The 23,335-nt window shown below is 73.7% G+C and carries 20 protein-coding genes and 2 riboswitches; of the genes, 14 read left to right on the top strand and 6 right to left on the bottom strand.

Going from position 1 to position 23,335, the window contains the following annotated elements; translation table 11 throughout:
• Window positions 1-77 precede the first annotated feature (77 nt).
• From D9599_RS16250 to ispH, 4 genes are all read right to left on the bottom strand, one after another.
• A complete protein-coding gene (locus tag D9599_RS16250; protein WP_198382327.1) occupies window positions 78-2,000 on the bottom strand; it encodes a potassium transporter Kup in 1,923 nt (640 codons plus the stop codon).
• A gap of 78 nt (window positions 2,001-2,078) precedes the next feature.
• Complete coding sequence (rnhA, locus tag D9599_RS16245) at window positions 2,079-2,543, bottom strand: ribonuclease HI (protein WP_043836625.1); 465 nt, start codon at window positions 2,541-2,543, stop codon at window positions 2,079-2,081.
• On the bottom strand, window positions 2,533-3,507 hold the full coding sequence (locus tag D9599_RS16240) for a homoserine kinase (RefSeq protein WP_198382326.1): 975 nt from the start codon (window positions 3,505-3,507) through the stop codon (window positions 2,533-2,535). Before D9599_RS16240 ends, rnhA begins: the two co-directional genes overlap by 11 nt.
• Before the next feature lie 71 nt (window positions 3,508-3,578).
• Window positions 3,579-4,586 carry a 4-hydroxy-3-methylbut-2-enyl diphosphate reductase gene (gene ispH, locus D9599_RS16235; RefSeq protein ID WP_198382325.1) on the bottom strand — a complete coding sequence of 336 codons (1,008 nt, stop codon included), beginning with the start codon at window positions 4,584-4,586 and terminating at the stop codon, window positions 3,579-3,581.
• 184 nt (window positions 4,587-4,770) lie between these two features.
• Here ispH and D9599_RS16230 point away from each other — a divergent pair, with 184 nt between their 5' ends.
• The 11 genes from D9599_RS16230 to D9599_RS16180 all read left to right on the top strand — a co-directional run bounded on the left by D9599_RS16230 (window position 4,771) and on the right by D9599_RS16180 (window position 15,807).
• Window positions 4,771-5,322 (top strand): hypothetical protein, encoded by a 552-nt coding sequence (locus D9599_RS16230; protein WP_198382324.1) that lies wholly within the window; start codon window positions 4,771-4,773, stop codon window positions 5,320-5,322.
• A gap of 60 nt (window positions 5,323-5,382) precedes the next feature.
• Window positions 5,383-5,481: riboswitch (glycine riboswitch) on the top strand.
• A gap of 3 nt (window positions 5,482-5,484) precedes the next feature.
• Window positions 5,485-5,577: riboswitch (glycine riboswitch) on the top strand.
• 63 nt (window positions 5,578-5,640) lie between these two features.
• Complete coding sequence (gene gcvT, locus D9599_RS16225; RefSeq protein WP_232480578.1) at window positions 5,641-6,750, top strand: glycine cleavage system aminomethyltransferase GcvT; 1,110 nt, start codon at window positions 5,641-5,643, stop codon at window positions 6,748-6,750.
• Window positions 6,747-7,124 (top strand): glycine cleavage system protein GcvH, encoded by a 378-nt coding sequence (gcvH, locus tag D9599_RS16220; RefSeq protein WP_198382322.1) that lies wholly within the window; start codon window positions 6,747-6,749, stop codon window positions 7,122-7,124. Before gcvT ends, gcvH begins: the two co-directional genes overlap by 4 nt.
• The gene (gene gcvP / locus D9599_RS16215; protein WP_198382321.1) at window positions 7,121-10,024 is read left to right on the top strand and encodes an aminomethyl-transferring glycine dehydrogenase; all 2,904 of its coding nucleotides are present in this window, start codon (window positions 7,121-7,123) and stop codon (window positions 10,022-10,024) included. The genes gcvH and gcvP overlap by 4 nt, the downstream gene beginning before the upstream one ends.
• Window positions 10,021-10,602 (top strand): NUDIX hydrolase, encoded by a 582-nt coding sequence (locus D9599_RS16210; RefSeq protein ID WP_198382320.1) that lies wholly within the window; start codon window positions 10,021-10,023, stop codon window positions 10,600-10,602. The genes gcvP and D9599_RS16210 overlap by 4 nt, the downstream gene beginning before the upstream one ends.
• The gene (locus tag D9599_RS16205) at window positions 10,599-11,063 is read left to right on the top strand and encodes a GNAT family N-acetyltransferase (protein ID WP_198382319.1); all 465 of its coding nucleotides are present in this window, start codon (window positions 10,599-10,601) and stop codon (window positions 11,061-11,063) included. Before D9599_RS16210 ends, D9599_RS16205 begins: the two co-directional genes overlap by 4 nt.
• Window positions 11,036-12,004: an acetylhydrolase gene (locus tag D9599_RS16200; RefSeq protein WP_198382318.1), complete on the top strand. Its 969-nt coding sequence runs from the start codon at window positions 11,036-11,038 to the stop codon at window positions 12,002-12,004. The genes D9599_RS16205 and D9599_RS16200 overlap by 28 nt, the downstream gene beginning before the upstream one ends.
• Before the next feature lie 106 nt (window positions 12,005-12,110).
• On the top strand, window positions 12,111-12,869 hold the full coding sequence (locus tag D9599_RS16195; protein WP_198382317.1) for an SDR family NAD(P)-dependent oxidoreductase: 759 nt from the start codon (window positions 12,111-12,113) through the stop codon (window positions 12,867-12,869).
• Entirely contained in the window at window positions 12,870-13,514 is a 645-nt protein-coding gene (locus D9599_RS16190) for a ribonuclease HII (RefSeq protein ID WP_198382316.1), read from the top strand.
• Window positions 13,515-13,630: 116 nt separating this feature from the next.
• Window positions 13,631-14,716, top strand: a complete 1,086-nt coding sequence (locus tag D9599_RS16185; protein ID WP_043836692.1) for a site-specific DNA-methyltransferase — start codon at window positions 13,631-13,633, stop codon at window positions 14,714-14,716.
• A 116-nt stretch (window positions 14,717-14,832) separates the two neighbouring features.
• Window positions 14,833-15,807, top strand: a complete 975-nt coding sequence (locus tag D9599_RS16180) for a tripartite tricarboxylate transporter substrate binding protein (RefSeq protein ID WP_198382315.1) — start codon at window positions 14,833-14,835, stop codon at window positions 15,805-15,807.
• A 346-nt stretch (window positions 15,808-16,153) separates the two neighbouring features.
• Here the strand turns inward: D9599_RS16180 and D9599_RS16175 are convergent, their stop codons facing one another.
• Window positions 16,154-16,675: a biotin transporter BioY gene (locus D9599_RS16175; protein WP_198382314.1), complete on the bottom strand. Its 522-nt coding sequence runs from the start codon at window positions 16,673-16,675 to the stop codon at window positions 16,154-16,156.
• Complete coding sequence (locus D9599_RS16170; protein WP_232480576.1) at window positions 16,672-17,832, bottom strand: A/G-specific adenine glycosylase; 1,161 nt, start codon at window positions 17,830-17,832, stop codon at window positions 16,672-16,674. Before D9599_RS16170 ends, D9599_RS16175 begins: the two co-directional genes overlap by 4 nt.
• Between D9599_RS16170 and D9599_RS16165 the strand changes: the two genes are divergently transcribed.
• The 3 genes from D9599_RS16165 to D9599_RS16155 are packed head-to-tail and all read left to right on the top strand — an operon-like array spanning window position 17,819 to window position 23,164.
• Window positions 17,819-18,355 carry a DUF721 domain-containing protein gene (locus D9599_RS16165; protein WP_198382313.1) on the top strand — a complete coding sequence of 179 codons (537 nt, stop codon included), beginning with the start codon at window positions 17,819-17,821 and terminating at the stop codon, window positions 18,353-18,355. The two genes, D9599_RS16170 and D9599_RS16165, sit on opposite strands and share 14 nt — an antisense overlap.
• A 58-nt stretch (window positions 18,356-18,413) precedes the next feature.
• Window positions 18,414-19,025, top strand: coding sequence for a thioredoxin domain-containing protein (locus D9599_RS16160; protein WP_198382403.1), 612 nt, complete (start codon window positions 18,414-18,416; stop codon window positions 19,023-19,025).
• Window positions 19,025-23,164, top strand: coding sequence for a chromosome segregation SMC family protein (locus D9599_RS16155; protein ID WP_198382312.1), 4,140 nt, complete (start codon window positions 19,025-19,027; stop codon window positions 23,162-23,164). The genes D9599_RS16160 and D9599_RS16155 overlap by 1 nt, the downstream gene beginning before the upstream one ends.
• Window positions 23,165-23,335 lie beyond the last annotated feature (171 nt).

The following is a 23,335-nucleotide window of genomic DNA, read 5'->3' as shown; positions in this document are numbered from 1 at the left end:
TGATGGTGAGGGGCCTGGGGGAGAGGAAGAACTCCTTCTTCCTCTCCCCGAAGTCACCGGCACCGCACCAGCCAGGATCAAAGCTCAACCCGCGTCCCGAGTTCCACCACGCGGGGCGGCGGGATGAGGAAGTAGTCCGGCGCACGGACCGCATTCCGGGTGAGAAAAGCGAAGATGTGTTCCTGCCAGATCGGCAGGTCAGGGCGCATGGAGGGGACGGGCACCTCGTTCCCGATGAAGTAGGAGGCTTCCTCCGGCGAGAAGCCGATTGTCTCCCGGTGCAGGCGCAGGGCCTGGGGCACGTCCGGCTTCTCCGCAAAGCCGAAGCGCAGGGTAACGTGGCGAAAGCCGCCCGGCAGGAGGTGGACCGAGACGCGCTCGGCTTCCGGAATGCGCGGCACGCGCTCGGCCACCACGTGCATCAACACGACGCGTTCGTGCAGCACGCCGTTGTGGCGCATGTTCAGGGCCATCGCCGCCGGAACCACCTCCCGCTGGCCGGTGAGGTATATGGCCGTGCCGGGCACGCGCAGCGGGGCGTCGGCGGCATCGAGGCCGCCGAGGAACAACTCGAGTGTCTGCGCCCCCTCGTCGCGCCGGGCGAGGAGGACCGCGCGGCCGCGCCGCCAGATGAGCATCATCGCGAGGCACACGGCCCCGACCAGCAGCGGGAACCAGCCGCCCGCCGGGATCTTGTGCAGGTTGCCGGCGACGAAGACGAGATCGAGCAGGAGGAAGGGCACGGCCACGAGCGCCACGGCCAGCCAGGGCAGCTTCCAGCGCCCGCGCGCGACCAGGGAGAGAAGGATCGTCGTCACCATCATGTCACCGGCGACCGCGATACCGTAGGCGTTGGCCAGGCTCTCGGAGTTGCGGAAGCCGAAGACGAGCGCGAGGACCGCGGCGGCAAGCAGCCAGTTGATGAGCGGCAGGTAGACCTGGCCCGCTGTCTCCTCCGAGGTCTGGCGCACCTCGAGCCGCGGCACGGCGCCGAGCTGGATCGCCTGCTGCACGAGCGCGAAGGCGCCCGAGATCACCGCCTGGCTCGCGATCACCGTCGCGGCGGTGGCCAGCACTACGGCGAGGTAGAGCAGGGGGCCGGGAAAGAGCCCGAAGAAGGGGTTCTCCGCCGCCGCCGGGTCGCCCAGCACCAGCGCGGCCTGGCCGAGGTAGTTGAGGACGAGCGCGGGCATGACGAGGACGAACCAGTCCACCCGAATCGCGTGCCGGCCGAAATGGCCCATATCCGCGTAAAGGGCCTCGCCGCCCGTCAACGCGAGGAAGGCGGAGCCGAGCACGGCCAGCGCCCCTTGGCCCGGGTTACCCGTGAGAAAGCGGATCGCGTGGCGAGGATCGAGCGCCGCCAGCACCTCCGGCCGTGCGATGACGTGCAGCAGGCCGGCCAGCGCCAGAACGGCGAACCACGCGGCCATCACCGGCCCGAACAGTCGCCCCATCTTGGCGCTGCCGCGGCTCTGGATGGCGAAGAGGCCGACGAGGACCGCGGCCGCGATCGGGACAACATAGGGCGTGAAGACCGGCGTCGCGACCGACAGCCCCTCCACGGCCGAGAGGACGGAAATCGCCGGGGTGATCATGGCATCCCCGAAGAAGAGCGAGGCGCCGGCGAGGCCGACGACGAGGAAGCCCAAGCGCAGCCGTTCCGGCGCGACGGGGATGGCCAGCGAGATAAGGGCCATGGTCCCGCCCTCCCCCTGGTTGTCCGCTCGCATGACGAGGACGACGTATTTGGTCGCGACCACGAGGGTAACTGCCCAGAAGATCAGGGAGACCACCCCGTAGATGGCGGCGGGAGCCGCCGCACCCTCCCCGCTCGCGGCGCGCAGCGTCTCGCGCATCGCGTAGATCGGGCTGGTGCCGATATCGCCGAAGACCACCCCAAGCGCACCGAGCAGCAGGGCCGCGCCGGCGGGATGGGCCGCCGCGGCCGGGGTGGAGACCGCGGCCGTCGGAGGGCTGCTTGCGTTGCTATCGGGCATGGCCGTGCTCCCTTCTTCGGCACGGCCCTGCAAGCCGTTGCCGGGAGAGAACGCGGCGGGCGGCCGGTGGTGGCGCGTCTATCGCCCGAGGCTGAGCCGCGCCGCGGTGGCGAGCTTGTCCGCCCGCTCGTTCATCACGTCCCCCGCGTGGCCGCGCACCCAGCGCCACTCCACCTGGTGCGGCTTGGCGGCGGCCAGCAGGCGCTGCCACAGCTCGTAATTCGCCACCGGCTCCTTCGCCGCGTTGCGCCAGTTGTTGCGCACCCAGCCATGGACCCAGCGGGTCACGCCGTTGCGGACGTACTCGCTGTCCGTGTGCAGGACCACGCGGCAGGGCTTCTTCAGCGCCTCGAGCGCCGAGGCGGCGGCGGTCAGCTCCATGCGGTTGTTCGTTGTGGCGGGATCGTAGCCCGAGAGCTCCTTCTCGATCGTCCCGAAGCGCAGGATCGCTGACCAGCCGCCCGGGCCAGGGTTCGGCTTGCAGCCGCCATCCGTCCAGATCTCCACCGCCAGGGTTCCGCTCTCCACGGTGTCAGATGCCATAGGCGGAGACCTCCTTGGCCGCGGCGAAGAAGCGCAGGCGGCGCAGGTATTCAATCGGGTCCTTGCGGGTGACCATCGCGCCCGCGGGTGTGTTGGCCCAGTCATAGAGCCGGGTGAGCAGGAAGCGCATAGCGGCACCGCGGAGGAGCACGGGCAGAGCGGCCATTTCCTTCGCCGAAAGAGGCCGGACGCGGTTGTAGCCGGCCAGCAGGGCCCGCGCCTTCGTCACGTTGAAGGCGAGGTCTGGCTCGAAGCACCAGGCATTGAGGCAGATCGCCACGTCGTAGGCGAGGATGTCCGTGCAGGCGAAGTAGAAGTCGATCAGCCCCGAGACCCGTGGCCGCCGGTCCGGGCCATCGAGGAAGAAGACGTTGTCGGGGAAGAGGTCCGCGTGGATGTGCCCGCGTGGCAGGTTCTGGGGCCAATCCTGAAGGATGGCGGCCAGCTGCCCGTCCAACTCGGCGCAAAGGCCTGGCTGCACCGTGTCGCCATTGGGGCGGCAGCGCTCCAGCAACGGCGCCCAACCATGAGGGCCGAGGGAGTTCGCCCGCTCGGCCGCGAAGCCCTCGCCTGCCGCGTGCAGGGCGGCCAGCGCCTCTCCCAGCGGGCCGCAATGGGCAACCGAGGGGCGGCGCGGCCAGACGCCGGGCAGAAAGGTGCAGATGGCCGCCGGGCGCCCCGCCAGCTCGCGCAGCGCCTCGCCGTCGGTGCCGGCGACGGGCTGCGGACAGGCCAAGCCACGCGCGGCGAGGTGGCGCATCAGCCCGAGGAACCAGGGAAGCTCCGCCGGGTCCACGCGCCGCTCGTAGAGGGTAAGGATGAAGTCGCCGCCGGTGGTCTTGAGACCGTAGTTGCTGTTCTCGACGCCCTCCGCGATGCCGCGGAAGGCTACGAGATCGCCCAGGTCGTAGCCGGAGAGAAAGGCGCGCAGCGCCTCGTCGGACACCTCGGTATAGACGGCCATCAGATCTCCCGGGCACCCCCTCTGCGCGGGGGTCCATGCATCAGCCCGGGCAGAGCGGCAAGAGCCGCCCGCTACTCCACCGTGGCGGTGCGCGGGGTACGGAGGGGGCGGGGAAGGTTGAAGATGATCTTCTCCTCCGCGACCGTCACATCCTCAATCGTCACGTCGAAGCGCTCGCGCAGGCGGGCCACCACCTCCTCCACGAGCACCTCCGGCGCGCTGGCGCCCGCCGAGATCCCGATGGTGCGGAGGCCGTCGGCCAGCGCCGGGTCGAAGTCCCGGCCGCGCGGCACCAGCACGGCGCGCGGGCAGCCGGCGCGCTCCGCCACCTCGCGCAGGCGCACGGAGTTGGAGGAATTGGCGGCGCCCACCACGACGATCAGCTCGCAACGCTCCGCGATCGCCTTCACCGCCGCCTGACGGTTGGTGGTGGCGTAGCAGATGTCCTCCTTGACGGGCGCCGAGAGGTCCGGGAAGCGGCGGCGCAGCACGTCCAGCACCTCGGCCGTGTCGTCGACCGAGAGCGTGGTCTGGGTCGCATAGGCCAGCGGACCGGGCGGCGGCTGCACGGTCGCGGCCTGCTCGGCGTCCTCCACCAGCGTCACGGCGCCAGGCGGAAGCTGCCCCATGGTGCCGACCACCTCCGGGTGGCCGGCATGGCCGATGAGGAGGATGTGGCTGCCGCCCGCGAAGTGGCGCTCGGCCTCGCGGTGGACCTTGCTCACCAGCGGGCAGGTGGCATCGAGGTAGAGCATCCTCCGCGCATCGGCCGCGGCGGGCACGGAGCGCGGCACGCCGTGGGCGGAGAAGATGACGGGCTGCCCGTCGTCCGGGATCTCGTCCAGCTCCTCTACGAAGACGGCGCCCTTGGCCTGCAGGCCCTCCACCACGAAGCGGTTGTGGACGATCTCGTGGCGGACATAGACGGGGGTGCCGTAGCGCTCGATCGCCAGCTCCACGATCTTGATGGCGCGGTCCACCCCGGCGCAGAAGCCGCGCGGGCCGGCGAGCAGCACCGTCAGGGGGGGCTTCGTCGGGGTCTGGAGGCCCGTCGGGCGGGGGTTTGCGGTCTGATCCATGGCGTGCGACTTGGTCCTTCGGCGCCGGCGCGAACAGCCCCCGGCCGGACCGTGGGCGCGTTCTATGCTAGCCGCCCAGGGGCCCGCCGCCCAGGGCGCGAGCCGCGCGGCCGCCGCAATTCTCCCAGGCGATGCCCTGGGGCGTCGTCCTGCCGTTGCCCTCTGGGCCAGGAGTGCCTCCCGCGTGACCCGATTCGCCCGCCCCGCCGCGCTGGCCCTTCTGGCCCTGCCTCTCCTCGCCGGCTGCGGCGGCAGGGGCAGCGTGCTCACCCAGCGGCCCCAGGCGCCCTGCCCGCGCGTGGCCCTCATCGCCGAGGCCGTGGACCTGACCCGCTACCGCCAGGGGGCGCGGCCCGACCTCGCGGCGATGGAAGTGGATGCGCGCATGACCGGCTTCGGGGCGCGCTGCGACTACGCCCCGCGCGACGCCGGGCTGGACGTGACCGTGCAGGTCGAGCTGACCGCCGAGCGCGGCCCCGCCGCCACGGGTACCACCTTCGACCTGCCCTATGTCGTCGGCGTGACGGACGAGAGCGAGGGCCGGGTGCTGAACAGCGGCACCGACACCCTCCGCGTCTCCTTCAACGGCAGCGAGCGCCGGACCCTCGCCCGCGGCGAGGAGATGCTGGTCCGCATCCCCGGCGATGTCCGCCGGGCGGCGGAGAAGGTTGTGCTGATCGGCTTCCAGCTCACCCCGGAGCAGCTGGCGGCCAACCGGCGCCGCGGCGTCCGGTAAGGGCGCCTGCCGGCGGAGGTTGCGCCGGGCGCCGCATTCGGGCACGAGTCCTCCACCCGCTGATTCCGCGCGGGAGAGAGGGGGCCGGCCCAGCCCGCCCCCCGCCGAAGGCGCAACCGGCCCCCGGAAACGCTCAGGCAGAAGGACCGCGCGGGGAAGGGGCCTCTGGAAAGCCCGTGGCCGAAAGGCCGCGGCACCGACGGAGTAAGGGCCGGGTTCACCCCCGCCCGAATCTCTCAGGTCTCGGGACAGAGGGGGGCCACGATCTGAACCGGCCGCATCCGCGGCTCTGGGGGATTTGTGGCCGAGACGGAAAGCTTGCTCGAAACGCCGCTGGCCGGCCTGCACCGCGAATTGGGCGGGCGCATGGTCGGCTTCGCGGGATATGCCATGCCCGTGCAGTACGCGGCCGGCATCATGGCGGAACACCTTGCCTGCCGTTCCTCGGCCGCGCTGTTCGACGTCTCCCACATGGGTCAGGCGGAACTGCGGGGCGAGGGCGCCGCGGCCGCGCTGGAGCGCGTGACGCCCGCCGAGGTCGCGGCGCTCCGTCCCGGCCGCCAGCGCTACGCCCTGCTGATGAACAGGTTCGGTGGGATCGTGGACGACTTCATGGTCGCCAATCTCGGCGACCGGCTGTTCCTTGTGCTGAACGCCTCCCGCAAGGCCGTGGACCTCGAGGCCATCGGCGCGGCCCTGCCGGCGGGCGTCGCGCTGGTGCCGCGGCCAGACCGCGCGCTGCTGGCCCTCCAGGGGCCGGGGGCGGAGTCGATCCTTGCGGGGCTGGCCGAAGGGGTGGCCGCCATGCCCTTTATGGGGGTGCTGGAAACCTCCGTCGCCGGCATCCCCGCCCTGGTCACCCGTTCCGGCTACACCGGAGAGGACGGCTTCGAGATCGGCATCCCCGCCGAGGGCGCGGAGACGGTGGCGCGCGCCCTGCTGGCCGCGGGCGCCGCGCCGGCCGGGCTCGGCGCGCGGGACAGCCTGCGGCTGGAGGCCGGGCTGCCCCTCTACGGCCAGGACATCGACGAAACGACCTCCCCGGTGGAGGCTGCGCTCACCTTCAGCATCGGCAAGCGCCGGCGCCTCGCCTGGGACTTTCCGGGCGCCGAGCGCGTGCGCGAGGAACTGGACAGCGGGCCGAAGCGCCTTCGCGTCGGCATCGTGCCGGACGGCCGCCAGCCCGCCCGCGCCCATACGCCAATCGCCCAGGGTGGCATTACCGTCGGCGAGGTGACCAGCGGCGGCTTCGGCCCCTCGCTCGGGGTGCCCGTCGCCATGGGCTACGTCGCCCGCGCCGCGGCCGAGGATGGCACGGCGCTTGAACTGATGGTGCGCGGCCGGGCCATCCCCGCCCGCGTCGCGCCCACCCCCTTCGTTCCCCACCGCTACAAGCGCACCCCCATCCTTCAAGGAGTTGCCCCGTGAGCCAGACCCGCTTCGCCGAGAGCCACGAATGGGTGCGCCTGGATGACGGCCTGGCCGTGGTGGGCATCTCCACCCACGCGCAGGACGCGCTGGGCGACGTCGTCTTCGTGGACCTGCCCGAGCCGGGCCGGGAAGTGGAGGCCGGGGAGGCCGTGGCGGTGGTGGAGAGCGTGAAGGCCGCCTCCGACATCTACGCGCCCGTCGCCGGCACGATCGCCGCGGTGAACGCCGCCCTGGTGGACGACCCCGCCCTGGTGAACCGCGACCCGATGGGGGAGGGCTGGTTCTTCACCATCACCCCGCGCGACGCGGCGGACGCGGACAAGCTGATGGACGCCGACGCCTACGCGAAGCACGCGGAGGCCGGGAATTGAGCGCGCTCGACCAACTCGCGGCGCTGGAGGACCCTGGCGCCTTCGCCACCCGGCACATCGGCCCTTCCGAGAAGCAGATCGCGGCCATGCTGCGCGTCGTGGGGGCGGAGAGCCTCGAGGCGCTGGCCGTCCGCACCGTGCCCGAGGGCATCCGTGACAGCCACCTGGACGCGCTGCCGCCCCCAGTGGGAGAGGCGGAGGCTATCGCCGAGCTGCGCGCGCTGTCCGAGCGGAACACGCGCGTGAGGTCCCTCATCGGCTGCGGCTATCACGGCACCCACACGCCGCCGGTCATCCTGCGCAACGTGCTCGAGAACCCCGGCTGGTACACGGCCTACACCCCCTATCAGGCGGAACTCGCCCAGGGGCGGCTGGAAGCGCTGCTGAATTTCCAGACGATGGTCTGCGACCTGACGGGCCTGCCGGTCGCCAATGCCTCGCTGCTGGACGAGGCGACGGCGGCGGCCGAGGCGATGGCGCTGGCGCATGCCGCGCACAAGGGGAAGTCCTCTACCCTCGTCGTCGCGCCTGACCTGCACCCGCAGACGATCGCCGTGCTGCGCACGCGCGCGGCGCCGCTCGGCCTCACGGTGGAGGTGACCGATGACGCGGGGGCCTATGCCGCGCTGAAGCCCTTCGCCGTGGTGCTCTCCTATCCCGGCACCACCGGCGAGGTGCGCGACCTCGCCCCCGCCATCGCCGCTGCCCAGTCCGCGGGCGCGCTGGCGATCGTGGCGGCCGACATCCTGGCGCTGACGATCCTCACGCCGCCCGGCGAGATGGGGGCGGACGTGGTGGTCGGCAGCACGCAGCGCTTCGGCGTGCCGATGGGTTATGGCGGCCCGCATGCCGCCTATATCGCGGTGAAGGACGCGCTGAAGCGGCTGATGCCGGGCCGTCTGGTGGGCGTCTCCGTCGATGCCGCCGGGCGGCCCGCCATGCGCCTCGCGCTGCAGACCCGCGAGCAGCACATCCGCCGCGAGAAGGCGACGAGCAACATCTGCACAGCTCAGGTGCTGCTCGCGGTCATGGCCGGCATGTACGCCGTGTGGCACGGGCCGGAGGGGCTGGTCCGCATTGCCCGCCGGACGCATCTCCTGGCGAGCCTGCTGGCCGATGCCGCCCTGCGCGCCGGCTTCGCGCTGCGCCATGAAGCCTTCTTCGACACCGTCGCGATCGAGGCGGGCGACAAGGCCGATGCGCTGGTGGAGGCGGCGCTGAAGGCGGGCTTCAACCTGCGTCGCGTGAATGCCGGCTGCGTCGCGCTGGCGTTCGACGAAACGGTGACGCGGCAGGATCTCGTCGCCCTCTGCGCCGTGCTGTGCGAGGTGGGCGGCCATGAGCGCGCCGGGCTGGGCGAGCTCTCCGCGCCCGAGCGCCTGCCGGCCGGCCTCGCGCGCCGCTCGCCCTTTCTCGCCGCCACCGTCTTCAACACGCACCGCTCCGAGCACGCGATGCTGCGCTACCTCAAGCGCCTCGAGGACAAGGACGTCGCGCTGAACCGCAGCATGATTCCGCTGGGTTCCTGCACGATGAAGCTGAACGCGACGGCGGAGATGATCCCCGTCACCTTTCCCGGCTTCTCCGACATCCACCCCTTCGCGCCGGCGGACCAGGCGCGCGGCTACATCGAGATGATCCGGCGGCTGGAGGCCTGGCTCTGCGCCTGCACCGGCTTCGCCGCCGTCTCGCTTCAGCCGAACGCGGGCAGCCAGGGCGAGTACGCAGGCCTGCTGACCATCCGCGCCTTCCACGCCGCGCGCGGGGATGCGCATCGCGACATCTGCCTCATCCCCTCCTCTGCGCACGGCACCAACCCGGCCTCCGCCGCCATGGCCGGGATGCGCGTAGTGGTGGTGGGCTGCGATCGCGAGGGCAATGTCGATCTCGGCGACCTCCGCGCGAAAATCGACCAGCACGCCGCGAAGCTGGCCGCGCTGATGGTCACCTATCCCAGCACCCACGGCGTCTTCGAGGAGGGCATCCGCGACATTTGCGAGGCCGTCCACGCCGCGGGCGGGCAGGTCTACATGGACGGCGCGAACATGAACGCGCAGCTCGGCCTCACCAGCCCGGCCGCCATCGGCGCGGACGTGTGCCACCTCAACCTGCACAAGACCTTCTGCATCCCGCATGGCGGTGGCGGGCCGGGCGTCGGCCCGATCGGCGTCGCGGCGCATCTCGCGCCCTACCTGCCCAACCACCCGATGCTGGCCGAGGCGGGCCCGGCGGCGGGCTTCGGCCCCGTCTCCGCCGCGCCCTTCGGCAGCGCGAGCATCCTGCCGATCTCCTACGCCTATATCCGGATGATGGGCGCCGCCGGGCTGACGCGCGCCACCGAGGTCGCGATCCTGTCCGCCAACTACGTGGCGCGGCGACTGGAGGGGCACTATCCCGTGCTCTACCGCGGCAGCCAGGGCATGGTGGCGCACGAGTGCATCCTCGACTGCCGCGGCTTCCAGCAGGGCGGCGGCGTGATGGTGGAGGATATCGCCAAGCGGTTGCAGGACTACGGCTTCCACGCCCCCACCATGTCCTGGCCCGTCGCCGGCACGCTGATGGTGGAGCCCACTGAGAGCGAGCCGCAGGAGGAGCTGGACCGCTTCTGCGACGCCATGATCGCCATCCGTGAGGAGATCCGTGCGGTGGAGACGGGCCGCGCGGACCGCGCCGACAACCCGCTGAAGAACGCGCCGCACACCGCCGCCGAGGTCATGGCCGAGAGCTGGCCCCACCCCTACACGCGCGAAGGGGCCGCCTTCCCGCTGCCCTGGGTGGCCGCGAACAAGTACTGGCCGCCCGTCAAGCGCGTGGACAACGTCTATGGTGACCGCAATCTCGCCTGCACCTGCGCGCCGCTCGAAGCCTATGCGGAGAGCCCGAAGGTCGCGGCGGAGTGACGGCCGATCCCAAGCCCTGGGAGGTCCTCTCCTCCCGCACGGCGCTGCGCGACCGCTGGATCGACGTAACCGCGGACGCGGTGCGGGATGCGCGCGGCAACGTGCTCGATCCCTTCTACACCCTCTCCTACCCGGACTGGGTGCACGTCGTCGCCATCACGCCGGCGGATGAGCTGGTGCTGGTGCGCCAGTACCGGCACGGCGCCCGCGCCTGGACGCTGGAGCTGCCGGCCGGCGCCATCGACGGGGCCGATGCGGACCCCGCCGCCGCCGCCGCGCGGGAGCTTCGGGAGGAAACCGGCTACACCGCGCCCACCTACCGCCATCTCGGCGGGCTGAGCCCGAACACGGCCACGCATCGCAACCGCGCCCATTCCGTGCTCGCCCTCGGCGCCACCGCAACCCACCCGACCGCGCACGAGGTGGGGGAGGACATCACGGTGGAGCTCTGGCCGCTGTCGCGCGTGCTGGCGGGCCTGGGGGAGGGGCTGATCGCCCAGTCCATGCACACTGCCTCGCTGCTCCTGGCCCTGCACGCCGCGGGGCGCCTCGACTTCAGCCTGAAGGACGCCCCGTGACCGGATTCCGCATCGTCCCCGTGGAGGCGCGGCACCGCGCCGACTGGGACCGGCTCTATGCCGGCTATGCCGAGTTCTACGGCGTGACGCAGACGCCCGAGATGCGCGACCGCGTCTGGTCCTGGCTGCACGACCCCGACCATGAGTCCTGCGGCTTGGTGGCGGAGGACGAGGCGGGCCGCGCCGTCGGCCTCGCCCATTTCCGCCCCTTCGCCCGTCCGCTCTCGGCCAGCACGGGCGGCTACCTGGACGATCTCTTCGTCGATCCCCAGATGCGGGGCCCCCAGATGGATGGACGGCGCGTGGCCGACGCGCTGATCGAAGCCATCGCCGAGGAAGGCCGCAGGCGCGGCTGGAGCGTCATTCGTTGGATCACCGCCGAGAGCAATGCCCGCGCCCGCGCCGTCTACGACCGGGTCGCGAAGCTGACGCCGTGGCGGACCTACGACATCCCGCTCTGAGACGCCGGGCGCTACTCGCGGCGCCCGCCCTGCTGCCCTTCCTTGCCGCGCCGGGCTGCGCGGCCATCCCCTCGGCGAACCAAAAGCCGGCGGAGGCCCGCATCACCGAAACCCGCACCATCTGGCGCGACGCCGCCCGCGCGCGCGACATCCCCGTGCTGATCCGCGCGCCCGCCGGCACTGGCCCGGCGCCGGCAGTCATCCTCTCCCACGGGCTCGGCGGCTCGCGGGAGGGCCTCGGCTATCTCGGCCGCGCCCTGGCCGAGGCGGGCTACCTCGCCATCCACCTCCAGCACATCGGCTCGGACGACAGCCTTTGGCGCGGCGCCAATGCGCCGGGCCTCGTCGCTGGGGCGCTCGACGTGCAGGCCGCGCTGAACCGGCTGCTGGACGTGAAATACGCCCTCTCAAACCCTCCCGAACGCGCCGATCCCTCGCGGCTGGCCATCGCCGGTCACTCCTACGGTGCCTGGACCGTGCAGCACATGCTGGGCGAGCGGCTGCCGGGCGGGGACCGCGGCCTCGGCCTGCCCGATTCGCGCCTGAAGGCCGGGATCGCGCTCTCGCCCATCCCCGCTATCGGCCTGCCGCCGCGCCTGGCCTATGCGGGTATCGCCGCCCCGCTGCTGCACGTGACCGGCACCGAGGATCACGGCTTTATCGAGGGCATCCGCGCCCCCGCCCGCCGGGCGCCCTTTGAGGGCTCCACCAATCCCGGTGCCCTGGCCGTGCTGCGCGGCGCCGCCCATGCCAGTTTCGCGGACGAGCAGGAAGCCGGAGGCCGCTACGCCGACGCCACCTATCACGCCCGCGCCGCCGCGCTCTCCGTCACCTTCCTCGACGCGGTGCTGCGCGGGGACGCGGCGGCCGCGGCTACGCTTCGCGGCGGGGCCGGCGCGATCCTCGGGCCGGGCGACGAGCTTCTCACGCGCGGGCTCTGACCGGGGTGAGGGGTAACGGCGGGGCCGGGCTCTTCCGCCTCTTGAAGCTTCGCCCTTCCCTCCGCCGCCGTCCCGCGCGAATCTGTCGGCGCTGACAGGAGCCCCCATGCCCCGTTACGACCTCACCGGCCGTGCCGCCCTGGTGACCGGCGCTGCCTCCGGTATCGGCCTCGCCACCGCGCGGGAACTGGCGGCCAATGGCTGCGCGGTCGCGCTCAACTTCCTGCCCGGCGATCCACGCGGGCCCGAGGTAGCGCGGGCGATCCGGGAGACCGGCGCCACGGTGGTCGAGGCTCCCGGCGCCATCGGCGGCGGGGAGGAGGCGGGGATGGTGGAGGCTGCCGTCGCCGCCCTCGGCCGTCTGGACCTGCTCGTCAACAACGCGGGCACGCCGGGCGTCACCCGCACCATCCCCGGCCACGCGCTGGACGACATCACCGACAGCCTGTGGGATGCGGTGCTGGACACGAACCTCGTTGGCCTGTTCCGCGTGACGCGCGCCGCCGTGCCGGCGCTGCGGGCGTCCCGCGGGGCGGTGGTGAACCTTGCCTCCGTCGCCGGCCTCTCGGGGCGCGGCTCATCCATGGCCTATGCCGCGAGCAAGGCCGGGGTGATCGCGCTGACGAAGCATCTCGCCCGCGGGCTCGGTCCGGAAATCCGCGTGAACGCCGTGGCCCCCGGTGCCGTGGATAGCCCCTGGCAGATCGAGTGGACCGAAGAGCAGCGCGCGCAGTCCATCGCCGCGGCACCGATGGGCCGCCGTTGCACGCCCGAGGACATCGCGGAGGCAATTCTCTTCCTCGGCTGCGCCGGCGCCATGGTCACGGGGCAGACGCTGACGGTGGACGGGGGCCTGCTCCTCTAGATGGCGCGTCGAACGGTGGCCGGGCCGGATTTCTCCCTGGAAGCAGCCCATGGCGGCACGGTCGCGGGCGTGGACGAGGCCGGACGCGGCCCCTTGGCCGGCCCGGTCCTGGCCGCCGCGGTCCTCTTCCCCGTGGCGCCGCCCGCCGCCCTCGCCACCCTGCTGGACGACAGCAAGCGGCTGGACGCCCGCCGACGCGAGGCCGCCCACGCCGCGTTGATGGAGGCGGCGGCCGAGGGCGTAGCGCTGATCGGCCTCGGCGCCGCCAGCGCCGCCGAGATCGGCCGGCTGAATATCCTGCGCGCCACCCACCTCGCCATGGCGCGCGCGATCCGCCGCCTCGCGGTCCGGCCGGCGCTGGCCCTTGTGGATGGCAACGCGCCGCCTCCGCTACCCTGCGCCGTGCGCTGCGTGGTCGGCGGCGACGGGCTTTCGCTCTCCATCGCCGCGGCCTCGATCATGGCGAAGGTGGTGCGGGACCGGGCGATGACGCGGCTCGACGCCCGCTGGCCCGGCTACGGCTTCGCGCGCCACGCGGGCTACCCCACGGCGGCCCATCGGGAGGCCTTGGCGCGGCTCGGCCCGAGCCCGCACCACCGGCGCGGATTCAGCCCCGTCGATCAAGCCGTTCTGGCACTTTCTTGACGCGGCGACTCCCGCATGGGCATGGTGGGCCCGGGGCTGGGCCCGACGCGACGCGGGGGCGCCGCGCCGCGCCGGCGGATGGGGCCCCGGTTCATGAAGCGGGGGACTTGGCGCGCGTGGGAACGGGGCTTGACCTGCCGCTGGACAGCGTGATCCGCGGCGACTGCATCGAGAGCCTGCGCCGCCTGCCGCCCGCCTCGGTCCACGCGATCTTCGCCGACCCTCCCTACAACCTCCAGCTCAAGACCGAGCTGCGCCGCCCCGACGACAGCCTGGTGGACGGCGTGGACGATGCCTGGGACCGCTTCGACGATCTCGCCACCTACGACCGGTTCACGCGCGAGTGGCTGACCGAGTGCCGCCGCGTGCTGCGGCGGGACGGCACGATCTGGGTGATGGGGTCCTACCACAACGTCTTTCGCCTCGGCGTCGCGCTGCAGGATCTCGGCTTCTGGATCCTGAACGACGTGGTGTGGCGGAAATCCAACCCCATGCCGAACTTCCGCGGCCGCCGCTTCACCAACGCGCACGAGACCCTCATCTGGGCCGCACGCGGGGAGGAGAGCCGCTATCGCTTCAACTATGCCGCCATGAAGTCGATGAACGACGACAAGCAGATGCGGAGCGACTGGCTCATCCCACTCTGCACCGGCAACGAGCGGCTGCGCGGCGCCGACGGCGCGAAGCTGCACCCGACGCAGAAGCCCGAGGCGCTGCTGCACCGCGTGATCCTCTCCTGCACAGCGCCGGGCGAGGTGGTGCTCGACCCCTTCCTCGGCACCGGCACGACGGCCGCGGTCGCGAAGCGTCTCGGCCGGCGCTACATCGGGCTGGAGCGCGACCCCGGCTACGCGGACGCGGCCGAGGCGCGGCTGGCAACGATTGAGCCGCTCTCCGAGAGCGTGGCGCTTGCGCTTCCGGCCAAGCGCGAGCAGCCGCGCATCCCCTTCGGCGCGCTGGTCGAGCGCGGGCTGGTGCCGCCCGGCACGAAGCTGTGGGACCGTCACCGCCGCTGGCAGGCGGAGGTGGGCGTGGACGCCACGCTCCGCTGCGGTCGCGTGGCGGGCAGCATCCATCAGGTGGGGGCCGCGGTGCAGGAGGCGCCCTCCTGCAACGGCTGGACCTTCTGGCATATCGAGCGCCGCGATGGGACGCTGCGCGTGATCGACGAGTTGCGCGCGGAGCTCGCGCCGGGCGGCTGAGCCGGCCCCTCCAGACGCGCCTTCCGTTTGCGTCGCCCTTGATCCCCCTTCAAGCTTCCCGCGCGCCGCGCCGCATGGCGAAGGTGCCGAGAAGAGAGATGAAGGGAACGCCCAGGATGAACCGCCGCCAGCTCGTGCGAGGGGGTGTCGCCATCGCGCTGACGCCCCTCGCCGCGCCCGCCCTCCGCGCCCAGGGTTTCGACCATACGATCCGCCTCATCGTCCCGAACCCGCCGGGTGGCACGAGCGACATCCTCGCCCGGCTGGTCGCGCCCGAGCTGACGCGCACGCTCGGCCAGAACGTCGTGGTCGAGAACCGCGCCGGTGCGGGCGGCAACATCGGCGCGGACGTGGTCGCGAAGAGCCCGCCCGATGGTCACACGCTGCTTCTGATGGACGTGACGACCATCGCGACCAACCCGGCGCTCTTCCCCCGGCTGCCCTTCGACAACACGAAGGACCTCGCGCCGGTCACGATGCTCATCTACGCGCCCTATATCCTCGGGGTCGCCAACAAGCTGCCGGTGCGCGACGCGGCGGGGCTGGCCGCCTTCGTCAAATCGTCGCCCCGGCCGCTGAACGCGGGCAATTCGGGCGTCGGCACCTCCTCGCATCTTACGCTCATCCAGCTCGCCGATGCCTGGGGGCGGGAGATGACGCATGTGCCCTATCGCGGCGGCGCCCCCGCGCTCACCGCCGTCGTCTCGGGCGAGGCGGACCTGACCATCGCGGGTGCCACCCAGGCCCAGGCTTATGCCACCAGCAACCAGCTGCGCGCCGTGGCTGTGACCGGCGCCCACCGCCTGGCCGCGCTGCCGGATGTGCCGACCTTCCGCGAGGTGGGCTGGCCCGCCGTCGACGCCGGAACCTGGCAGGGCGTCATGGCCCAGGGCGCCACGCCGCGCCCCCTGTTGGAGCGCCTGCACGCGGAACTGGCCGCGGCCCTGGCGCAGCCCGCCGTCGCCGCGCGCCTGAAGGACCTCGGCGGCGAGCCGCGCACGGAGGGGCCGGATCCCTTCCGCCGCTGGCTGGATCAGGAGACGGAGACCTACACGGCGTTGATCCGCGCGAACAACGTGCGGCTGGATTGATACCGGTCTGTAGAAGTCCTGAGCCATGCGGTGCTTGTGGCGCTGGAGAGGGCTCCGCCCTCTCCAGACCTCACCCGCCAAGGGCCTGAGGCCCTTGGATCCCCGTCTGGCTTTCGCGGATGCGGTGCCTGAGGGCCGGTTCCGTTTCCTGAACGTGCCATCGCCTCGGGTCCACGACCCGAGGCGCACCGACTGCAGGGTATATCAAACGGATAGAAGAAGATGATGGTGAGGGGGCTGGGGAGAGGAAGAATTCCTTCTTCCTCTCCCCGGGGTCACCAGCGACGCCAAGCCAGCACAGGCACTCGGCAATACAAGTGCCGGGAACGCGAATAGCTACGCGGGATCAGCCCCGGCGAAGCGCCCGCAACGTCGCGAAGGCCAGCGCGGTCTTCACCGCCGTGCCCGGCACGAAGAGCACGAAGCCCGTCATCAGCGCGCGCTCGATTCCCACATAGCCCGAGAGCCACAGCACGCCCGGCACGAAGACCGCGAGGTGGGCCGCGGTCAGCACCAGCGCCTGGCGCAGCGCGCCCTCGCCCGCACGACCCGCGATGACGGCGGAGGCGACGAAGCCAAGGAGGAAGCCGGCGGTCGGGCCCATCAGCACGGCGGGGCCGGCGGTGCCCGCGGCAAAGACCGGCAGGCCCATCGCGCCCTCCGCGAGGTAGAGGATCACGGAGGCGGCCCCGAGCCGCGACCCGCCGAGCGCGCCGAGCAGCAGCACCGCGAGGGTCTGCAGGGTGGCGGGCACCGGCCACATCGGCAGGCTCACCTGCGCGGAGGCCGCGAGCACCGCGGAGCCCAGCAGCGCGGAGGCGAGGAAGCGAAGCGCCGGCCGCGCTGCGAGACCCTGGATGGCCGTCATCGGGAAACCCCCTTCTTGCGGGCGCCCCGCGCCCCGGAACCCCCGCTTGCCACGCCGCCCGCGCCCTCGGCAAGCGGGCCCTCCGCGAGAGTGAAAAGGCGCCGCATCGCCGTGGGCAGGGCGGCGCGTGCGGCCTCGGGCTCCATCCAGGCCATCCCCTCAGGGGCGGGCCCCTCGGGAGCCTTGGCCTCTGCCAGGCGCATCTCGAGGTCCATATGCGTGAAGCCGTGATGCGCCACTCCAGGCCGCAGGTGCCAGGACAGGCCGGACAGCGGCGCGTGCGGCAGGGCCTCGCCCAATTCCCAGGGTGCCTCACGCCAGGGCGCGCCGGGAATTTCAAGCATGCCGCCGAGCAGCCCCTCCGGCGGGCGGCGGCCCAGCAGCAGGCGGCCCTCGGGGTCGCGTGCCAGGAAGTGCAGGCCGTAGCGCTGGCCGCGCGCCGCTTTCGGGCTTTTCGCCGGCAGGCTCTCCTGGATTCCCTCCCGCTGTGCCCGGCAATCGCCACGCCAAGGGCAGAGCGCGCAGGCTGGGCGGCGCGGTGTGCAGATGGTGGCGCCAAGGTCGAAGAGCGCCTGCACGAAGTCGCTCGGCCGGGCGCGCGCCGCCTCCTGCTCCATGAAGCGCGCGCTGGCCGGGCCGATCCAGCGGCGGGCGCCGGGCAGGGGCTCGCGGATGGCGAGAAGGCGCGCGACCACCCGCTCCACATTGCCGTCCACCGGCACGGTCGGGCGGTCGAAGGCGATGGCGGCCACCGCGGCAGCGGTATAGGCGCCGATCCCCGGCAGGGCGCGCAGCCCCACCTCGGTGTCCGGGAAGGCGCCCCGTTCCACCACGGCGCGGGCGGCCGCGTGCAGGTTGCGGGCACGGGCGTAGTAGCCGAGCCCCGCCCATTCCGCCGCCACCTCCTCCCAGGGCGCCGCGGCCAGGGCGGCCACGTCGGGGAAGCGCTCGAGGAAGCGGGCGTAGCGCGGCCCGACGGTCGCGACGGTCGTCTGCTGGAGCATCACCTCCGAGAGCCAGATGCGGTATGGATCGGCCTCGGCGCGGGCCTCGCCCGGCGGCGGGGCGGCGACGCGCCAGGGCAGGCTACGGCGGTGGCGGTCGTACCAGGCCAGCAGCGGGACGGCGGAGGGGGGATCGGGAATGACGTCGGACAAGGCAGGACCAGGGGAGGGGGCGACGCGCCCAAAGGCAAGCCCCCTGCGCCGGAACGCGGCGCGCGGACCGCTTCCCTATGAGGAGCCGCGGCCGGAACTCGGCCTGCGCCCGCTCGGCGCTCTCGTGCCGCGCCTCACCCGCCCCGCCTTCAAGCGGCGCAGCCCGGCGGGCGCGCTGCTGATGGCCGAGTGGACGGAGATCGTCGGCCCCGCCATCGCGGCCGTGACGGTGCCGCGGCGGCTCACGGGCAGCACCCTCACCATCGGCTGCTCGGGCCCCATCGCGATGGAGTTGCAGCATCTCGGGCCGCAGCTCATCGGGCGGATCAACGCGGCGCTCGGCGCCGTCACGGTGGAGGCGCTGCGCTTCGTCCAGCAGGCGCCCACCGCACCGCGCAAGGCGCCCGCCAAGCCTTCGGCGCCCCTGCCCGAAACCGTTCGTGGCGCACTGGACACGGTCGGCAACGCTCCGCTGCGGGATGCCCTGGCAAGATTGGCCCGCGGGGTTTATCGAGCCCGCTGAGACGCTCCGAACCTCGTGATCGGCCGATACGGCCCGCCAGCATGGGAACTCCGTGACGATGCGCATCGCCCGCCGCAGCCTTCTCCTCGCCGCCCCCTCCGCCGCGCTGGTGCCGTCCCTGGCGCTCGCCCAGGCACCGGTGGCCGATCCGCGCCTCGGCGAGCGCTCGGCCGGCAAGCCCGAGGCGACGGCCGTGATCGAGTACTTCTCCCTCACCTGCTCGCACTGCGCGGACTTCCACAACCGCACCTGGCCGCAGGTGAAGTCGCGGCTGGTGGATTCGGGCAAGGTGCGGATGATCTGGCGCGACTTCCCGCTGGACCAGGTGGCGCTGGCCGCGGCCATGGTCGCGCGCGCCTTGCCGCCGGAGCGCTACGAGGGCTTCGTCAGCGCCCTCTTTGCCTCGCAGGATCGCTGGGCCTTTGCCCGCGGCGCCGACAACATCGCCGAGATCGCGAAGATCGCGGCGCTGGCGGGCATGAGCCGCGCGCAGGTGGACGCCGCCATTGCCGACCAGGGCCTGCAGCGCGGCATCCTCGAGAGCCGGATGAAGGCGCAGCAGGAGTTCAACGTCAGCTCCACCCCGACCTTCGTGTTCAACAACCGCCCCAGCCCCGGCGCGCTGAGCTTCGAGCGCTTCGCGGAGCTGGCGGGCGTCTCCGCCTCCTGATGGACAACCCCGCCGCGCCGCCCGGCCCCGGCCTGTCTGGGGCACTGGAAAGCCCGGCGGAGGAGGCCGGGGCCTTCGCGGGGGCGGCCTCCGGCGACCCTACGCCGAACGACGCCGAGGACGCGGCGCCGGACGGCTTCCGCGAGCCCCGCACGGCCACCCTCGCGCGGCTCCGGATCGCCGGTTTCAAGTCCTTCGCCGAGGCGACGACGGTGGAGGTCCTGCCAGGGCTGACGGGCATCGTCGGCCCCAATGGCTGCGGCAAGTCCAACGTGGTGGAAGCCCTTCGCTGGGCCATGGGCGAGACCAACGCCCGGGCCATGCGCGGCGGCGAGATGGACGACGTCATCTTCGCCGGCACCTCCACCCGCGCCGGCCGCAACCAGGCCGAGGTGACGCTGAGCCTGGAGGAGGCAGCTGGCCTCGCGCCGCCGCCCAATTCCGAGATGGCGGATCTCGAGATCACCCGCCGGATCGAGCGCGGCGCGGGCACCGGCTATCGCATCAACGGCAAGGAGGCGCGCGGGCGCGACGTCGCGACCCTGTTCGCGGATATCGGCTCGGGCGCGCGGGCCTCGGGCATGGTCAGCCAGGGCCGCGTCTCCGCCCTCATCGGCGCCAAGCCCGAGGAGCGGCGCGGCGTGCTGGAGGAGGCCGCCGGCACCGCCGGCCTGCGCGCCCGCCGCCACGAGGCCGAGCTGAAGCTGCGCCAGGCCGAGACGAACCTCACCCGCGCCGACGACCTGCGCACGCAGCTCGAGACGCAGCGCGAGTCGCTCCGCAAGCAGGCGCGGCAGGCGGCACGCTATCGCAACCTCTCCGGCCTCACTCGCGCGGCGGAGGCGGAGTGGATGGCGCTGCTGGCCGCACGCGCGGAGGGGCAGCTCCTCTCCGCCCGTCACGCGCTCGATGCGGCGCGCGCCGCGACCCGCGCCGCCGAGGCAGCGGCCGAGGCCGCGACCCGCCGCGCCCACGCGGCCGACATGGCCCTGCCCGGCCCCCGCGCCGCCGAGGCCGCCGCTCGCACCGCGCTGGAGCGCCGCCGCGTGGAGGGCGAGGGCCTGGCCGCCGCCGAGGCCCGCGCCCGCGCCGCGCGCGACGCCGCCGCCGAGCGCCTCGCCCAGATCGAGGCCGACCACGCCCATGCCGCGACCGTCGTGCACGACGCAGAGGTCGCCCAGGCCCGCCTGACCGAGGAGGCCGGGGCCCTGGCCGCCGCCCTCGCCGCCCTGCCCGCACGGGTGGAGGCGGCCGCGGAGGCGCTCGCCCTGGCCGAGGACGAGGCCCGCGCTGCGGAAGGGGCGGCCGAGCGCGCCGCCGAGGCCGCCGCCGAGGCCGCGCTCGCCTTCGAGCGGCTGCAGGACGCGCGGCGCGGCGCTGACGCCGAGCTTCGCCGCCTGACCGCCGAGGCCGCGCGGCTGGAGGAGGAGCGGGCGAAGGCCGCCGCCGCCAATGTCTCGCCCGAGGCCCTGTCGAGCGCCGCGGCCGAGGTGGAGGCGGCCGACGCCGCCCTGGCCGCCGCCCGCTCGGCGTTGGAGCGTGCGGAGGCCGCGCGCGCCGAGGCCGCGCTGGCCGAGGCCGAGGCCCGCCGCGCCGCCACGGCCGCCGAAGCCGACGAGGCCACCGCGCGCGACGCCGCCCGCGCCGCCGCCGAGCGCGCCCGCCGCGCGATCGAGGGCCACGACCGCCTCGTGCGCGAGCACGCGCAGGCTCTGGCCGCCTGCATTCCCGCCGAGCGGCAGGAGGCCGCCCGCCGGGAGGAGAGGGAGGCCGCCCGCGCTGCCGAGGCGGCCGCCGAGGCGCTCTCCGATGCCGAAGGCGCGCGCGCCGCTGCCGCTGCGGCCCTCTCCCGCGCCCGCACCACCGAATCGGAAGCCGGCGCCGCCCGCGCCCGTGCCGCCGCCGAGGCCCAGGGCCTGGCGGCGCTGCTGCGCGCGGGGGAGGGCGGCAGCGCGGCGCCAATCCTCGATTCGGTCTCGGTGCCGCCTGGTCTGGAGGCTGCGCTGGGCGCCGCCCTCGGTGAGGCGCTGGACTGCCCGGCCGACATCAAGGCGCCGCGCCACTGGCGCAACCTGCCGCCGCTGGCCGACCTGCCCTCCCTGCCGGAGGGCGCGACGCCACTGGCCGAGATCGTCCAGGCCCCGCCAGAACTGGCGCGCGCCCTTTCGCAGATCGGGCTGGTGGAGGACGAGGCGCGCGGGCCCGCCATGCAGGCCGGGCTGGCGCCGGGCCAGGCCCTCGTCGCCCGCAGCGGCGGCTTTTGGCGCTGGGACGGGTTGGGCGCGAATCCTGGTGCGCCCAGCGCCGGGGCGGAGCGGCTTCGCCAGCGCAACCGCCTCCGCGCCCGGGAAGCGGCGCGGGACGCCGCCGACGCCGCCCTCGTGAAGGCCCGCGCCGAGGCGGAGGCCGCCCGTGCCTCGGATGCCGCGGCCGCCGCGGCCGATGGTGCCGCGCGCGCGGCCCGCCGCGAGGCCGAGGCGCGGCTGGCGCGGGCGCGGCAGGAGGCGGCGCGGCTCGCGGCCGGGGCCGCGCTGGCCGACAGCCGCCTCGCCGCCCTCACCCCCGCCCTGGAACGCGCCGCCGCCGAGCGCGCCGAGGCCGAGGCCGCCCTGGAATCCGCCCGTGCCGCCCAGGCCGCCCTGCCCGACACGGCCGCGGCCCGCGCGGCGCGCGACGCCGCCGCCACAGCCCTGCGCGGCCTCGCCGCTGCCGAGGAGGCCGCCCGCACTGCCCGCCGCAACGCCGAGGGCCGGCTGGACGCCGCCCGCCGGGGCCAGGCCGCCCTCGCCGCCCGTGCCGCGGCCGCCGAGGGGCGGCTGGCGGCGCTGGAGCCACAGATCGCGCGGCTGGCCGGGCAGCGCGCCGAAGCTGAGGCCACGCGCGCGGCCGTGGAGGCATCCGGCGCCGACCTGACCGACCCGGAGGCCGCCCGCGCCGCCGCGCTGGCCGCCCGCACCGCGCTTGCCGAGGCCCGCCGCCGCGAGGCGGACGCCCGGGCCGAGCGCCGCGCCCTGGAGGCCGAGGCGGAACGCCTTGCCGCCCGCCGCGCCGCGCTGGAGGGGGAGGAGGCCTCCTGGGGCACCCGCCGTGCGGACGCCAGCGCGCGGCTGATCGCCCTTGCGGCCCGGCGGGAGGCAGCGGCGACCGAGGCCGCCGCCGTGGCGGACGAGCCGGAGCAGGCCGCCGCCTTGCTCGCCGGCGCCGCGCGGATGCTGGCCGAGGTCGAGGCCGCGCACGCCACGGCCGCCGCCGCCCTCGCCGCCGCCGAGACCGAGGCGCGTGACGCCGCCGAGGCGCGCCGCCTGGCCGATGCCGCCTTCGCCGCCGCCCGCGAGGCCCAGGCCCGCGCCGACGGCGCCGCCGCCCGCGCCGAGGACGAGGGCCGCGCCGTCGCCACCCGCATCATGGAGCGCCTGGGCCCCGACATCGAGCTGCCCGACCCGTCCGAGGACCTTTCCGACGCCGCCGAGGAGCGCGCCCGCCGCAAGGCCGAGCGCCTGGCGCGCGAGCGCGAGGAGATGGGCCCCGTCAACCTCCGCGCCGAGGTGGAGATGGCGGAGGTGGAGGAGCGGCTGGCGAACCTCGAGCGCGAGCGGGAGGAGATCGGCCACGCCATCGCCAAGCTCCGCGGCTCGATCGGCCACCTCAACCGTGAAGGGCGGGAGCGGCTTCGGGCCGTGTTCGACCGCGTGGACACCGAGTTCCGCGCCCTCTTCACCCGCCTCTTCGGCGGCGGCCGGGCGCATCTGGCGCTCGTCGGCTCCGACGACGTGCTGGAAGCGGGACTCGAGATCTATGCCGAGCCGCCGGGCAAGAAGCTCTCGGCGCTCTCCCTTCTCTCGGGCGGGGAGCAGGCGTTGACCGCCCTCTCGCTCATCTTCGCGGTGTTCCGCTGCCAGCCGGCGCCGGTCTGCGTGCTGGACGAGGTGGACGCGCCACTGGACGACGCAAACGTCGAGCGCCTCTGCGGCCTGCTGGAAGCCATGGCCGAAGGCGGCACGCGCTTCCTCGTCGTGACGCACCACCCGCTGACCATGGCCCGCATGCACCGGCTCTACGGCGTGACGATGCAGGAACGGGGGGTGTCGAGGCTGCTCTCGGTCGATCTCGGGCGGGCAGTGGAGATGGTGGAGGCCTGATCGTGGGGCGGCGCGGGCGGCACCCGGGAGAGGGAGAAGGAATTCTCCCTCTCCCCGAACCCCTCGCCCTCATCTTTCTCTTCGCGGCTTCGCGGAAGGTTCGGCGGCCGGTGCGCCTCGGGTCCATGACCCGAGGCGGGACCAGCGGCGGTTCAGGCTTGGAGGACGCGC

It is taken from the genome of Roseomonas sp. KE2513, assembly GCF_016107305.1.
Taxonomy (GTDB): domain Bacteria; phylum Pseudomonadota; class Alphaproteobacteria; order Acetobacterales; family Acetobacteraceae; genus Roseomonas.
This window is presented reverse-complemented; position numbering and strand designations above follow the sequence as displayed.

Coding starts and splice junctions, on each gene's coding strand:
- D9599_RS16250 (WP_198382327.1), bottom strand. CDS start 2,000: ATGCCCGATAGCAACGCAAGCAGCCCTCCGACGGCCGCGGTCTCCACC.
- rnhA (WP_043836625.1), bottom strand. CDS start 2,543: ATGGCATCTGACACCGTGGAGAGCGGAACCCTGGCGGTGGAGATCTGG.
- D9599_RS16240 (WP_198382326.1), bottom strand. CDS start 3,507: ATGGCCGTCTATACCGAGGTGTCCGACGAGGCGCTGCGCGCCTTTCTC.
- ispH (WP_198382325.1), bottom strand. CDS start 4,586: ATGGATCAGACCGCAAACCCCCGCCCGACGGGCCTCCAGACCCCGACG.
- D9599_RS16195 (WP_198382317.1), top strand. CDS start 12,111: ATGCCCCGTTACGACCTCACCGGCCGTGCCGCCCTGGTGACCGGCGCT.
- D9599_RS16190 (WP_198382316.1), top strand. CDS start 12,870: ATGGCGCGTCGAACGGTGGCCGGGCCGGATTTCTCCCTGGAAGCAGCC.
- D9599_RS16180 (WP_198382315.1), top strand. CDS start 14,833: ATGAACCGCCGCCAGCTCGTGCGAGGGGGTGTCGCCATCGCGCTGACG.
- D9599_RS16175 (WP_198382314.1), bottom strand. CDS start 16,675: ATGACGGCCATCCAGGGTCTCGCAGCGCGGCCGGCGCTTCGCTTCCTC.
- D9599_RS16165 (WP_198382313.1), top strand. CDS start 17,819: ATGACGTCGGACAAGGCAGGACCAGGGGAGGGGGCGACGCGCCCAAAG.
- D9599_RS16160 (WP_198382403.1), top strand. CDS start 18,414: ATGCGCATCGCCCGCCGCAGCCTTCTCCTCGCCGCCCCCTCCGCCGCG.
- D9599_RS16155 (WP_198382312.1), top strand. CDS start 19,025: ATGGACAACCCCGCCGCGCCGCCCGGCCCCGGCCTGTCTGGGGCACTG.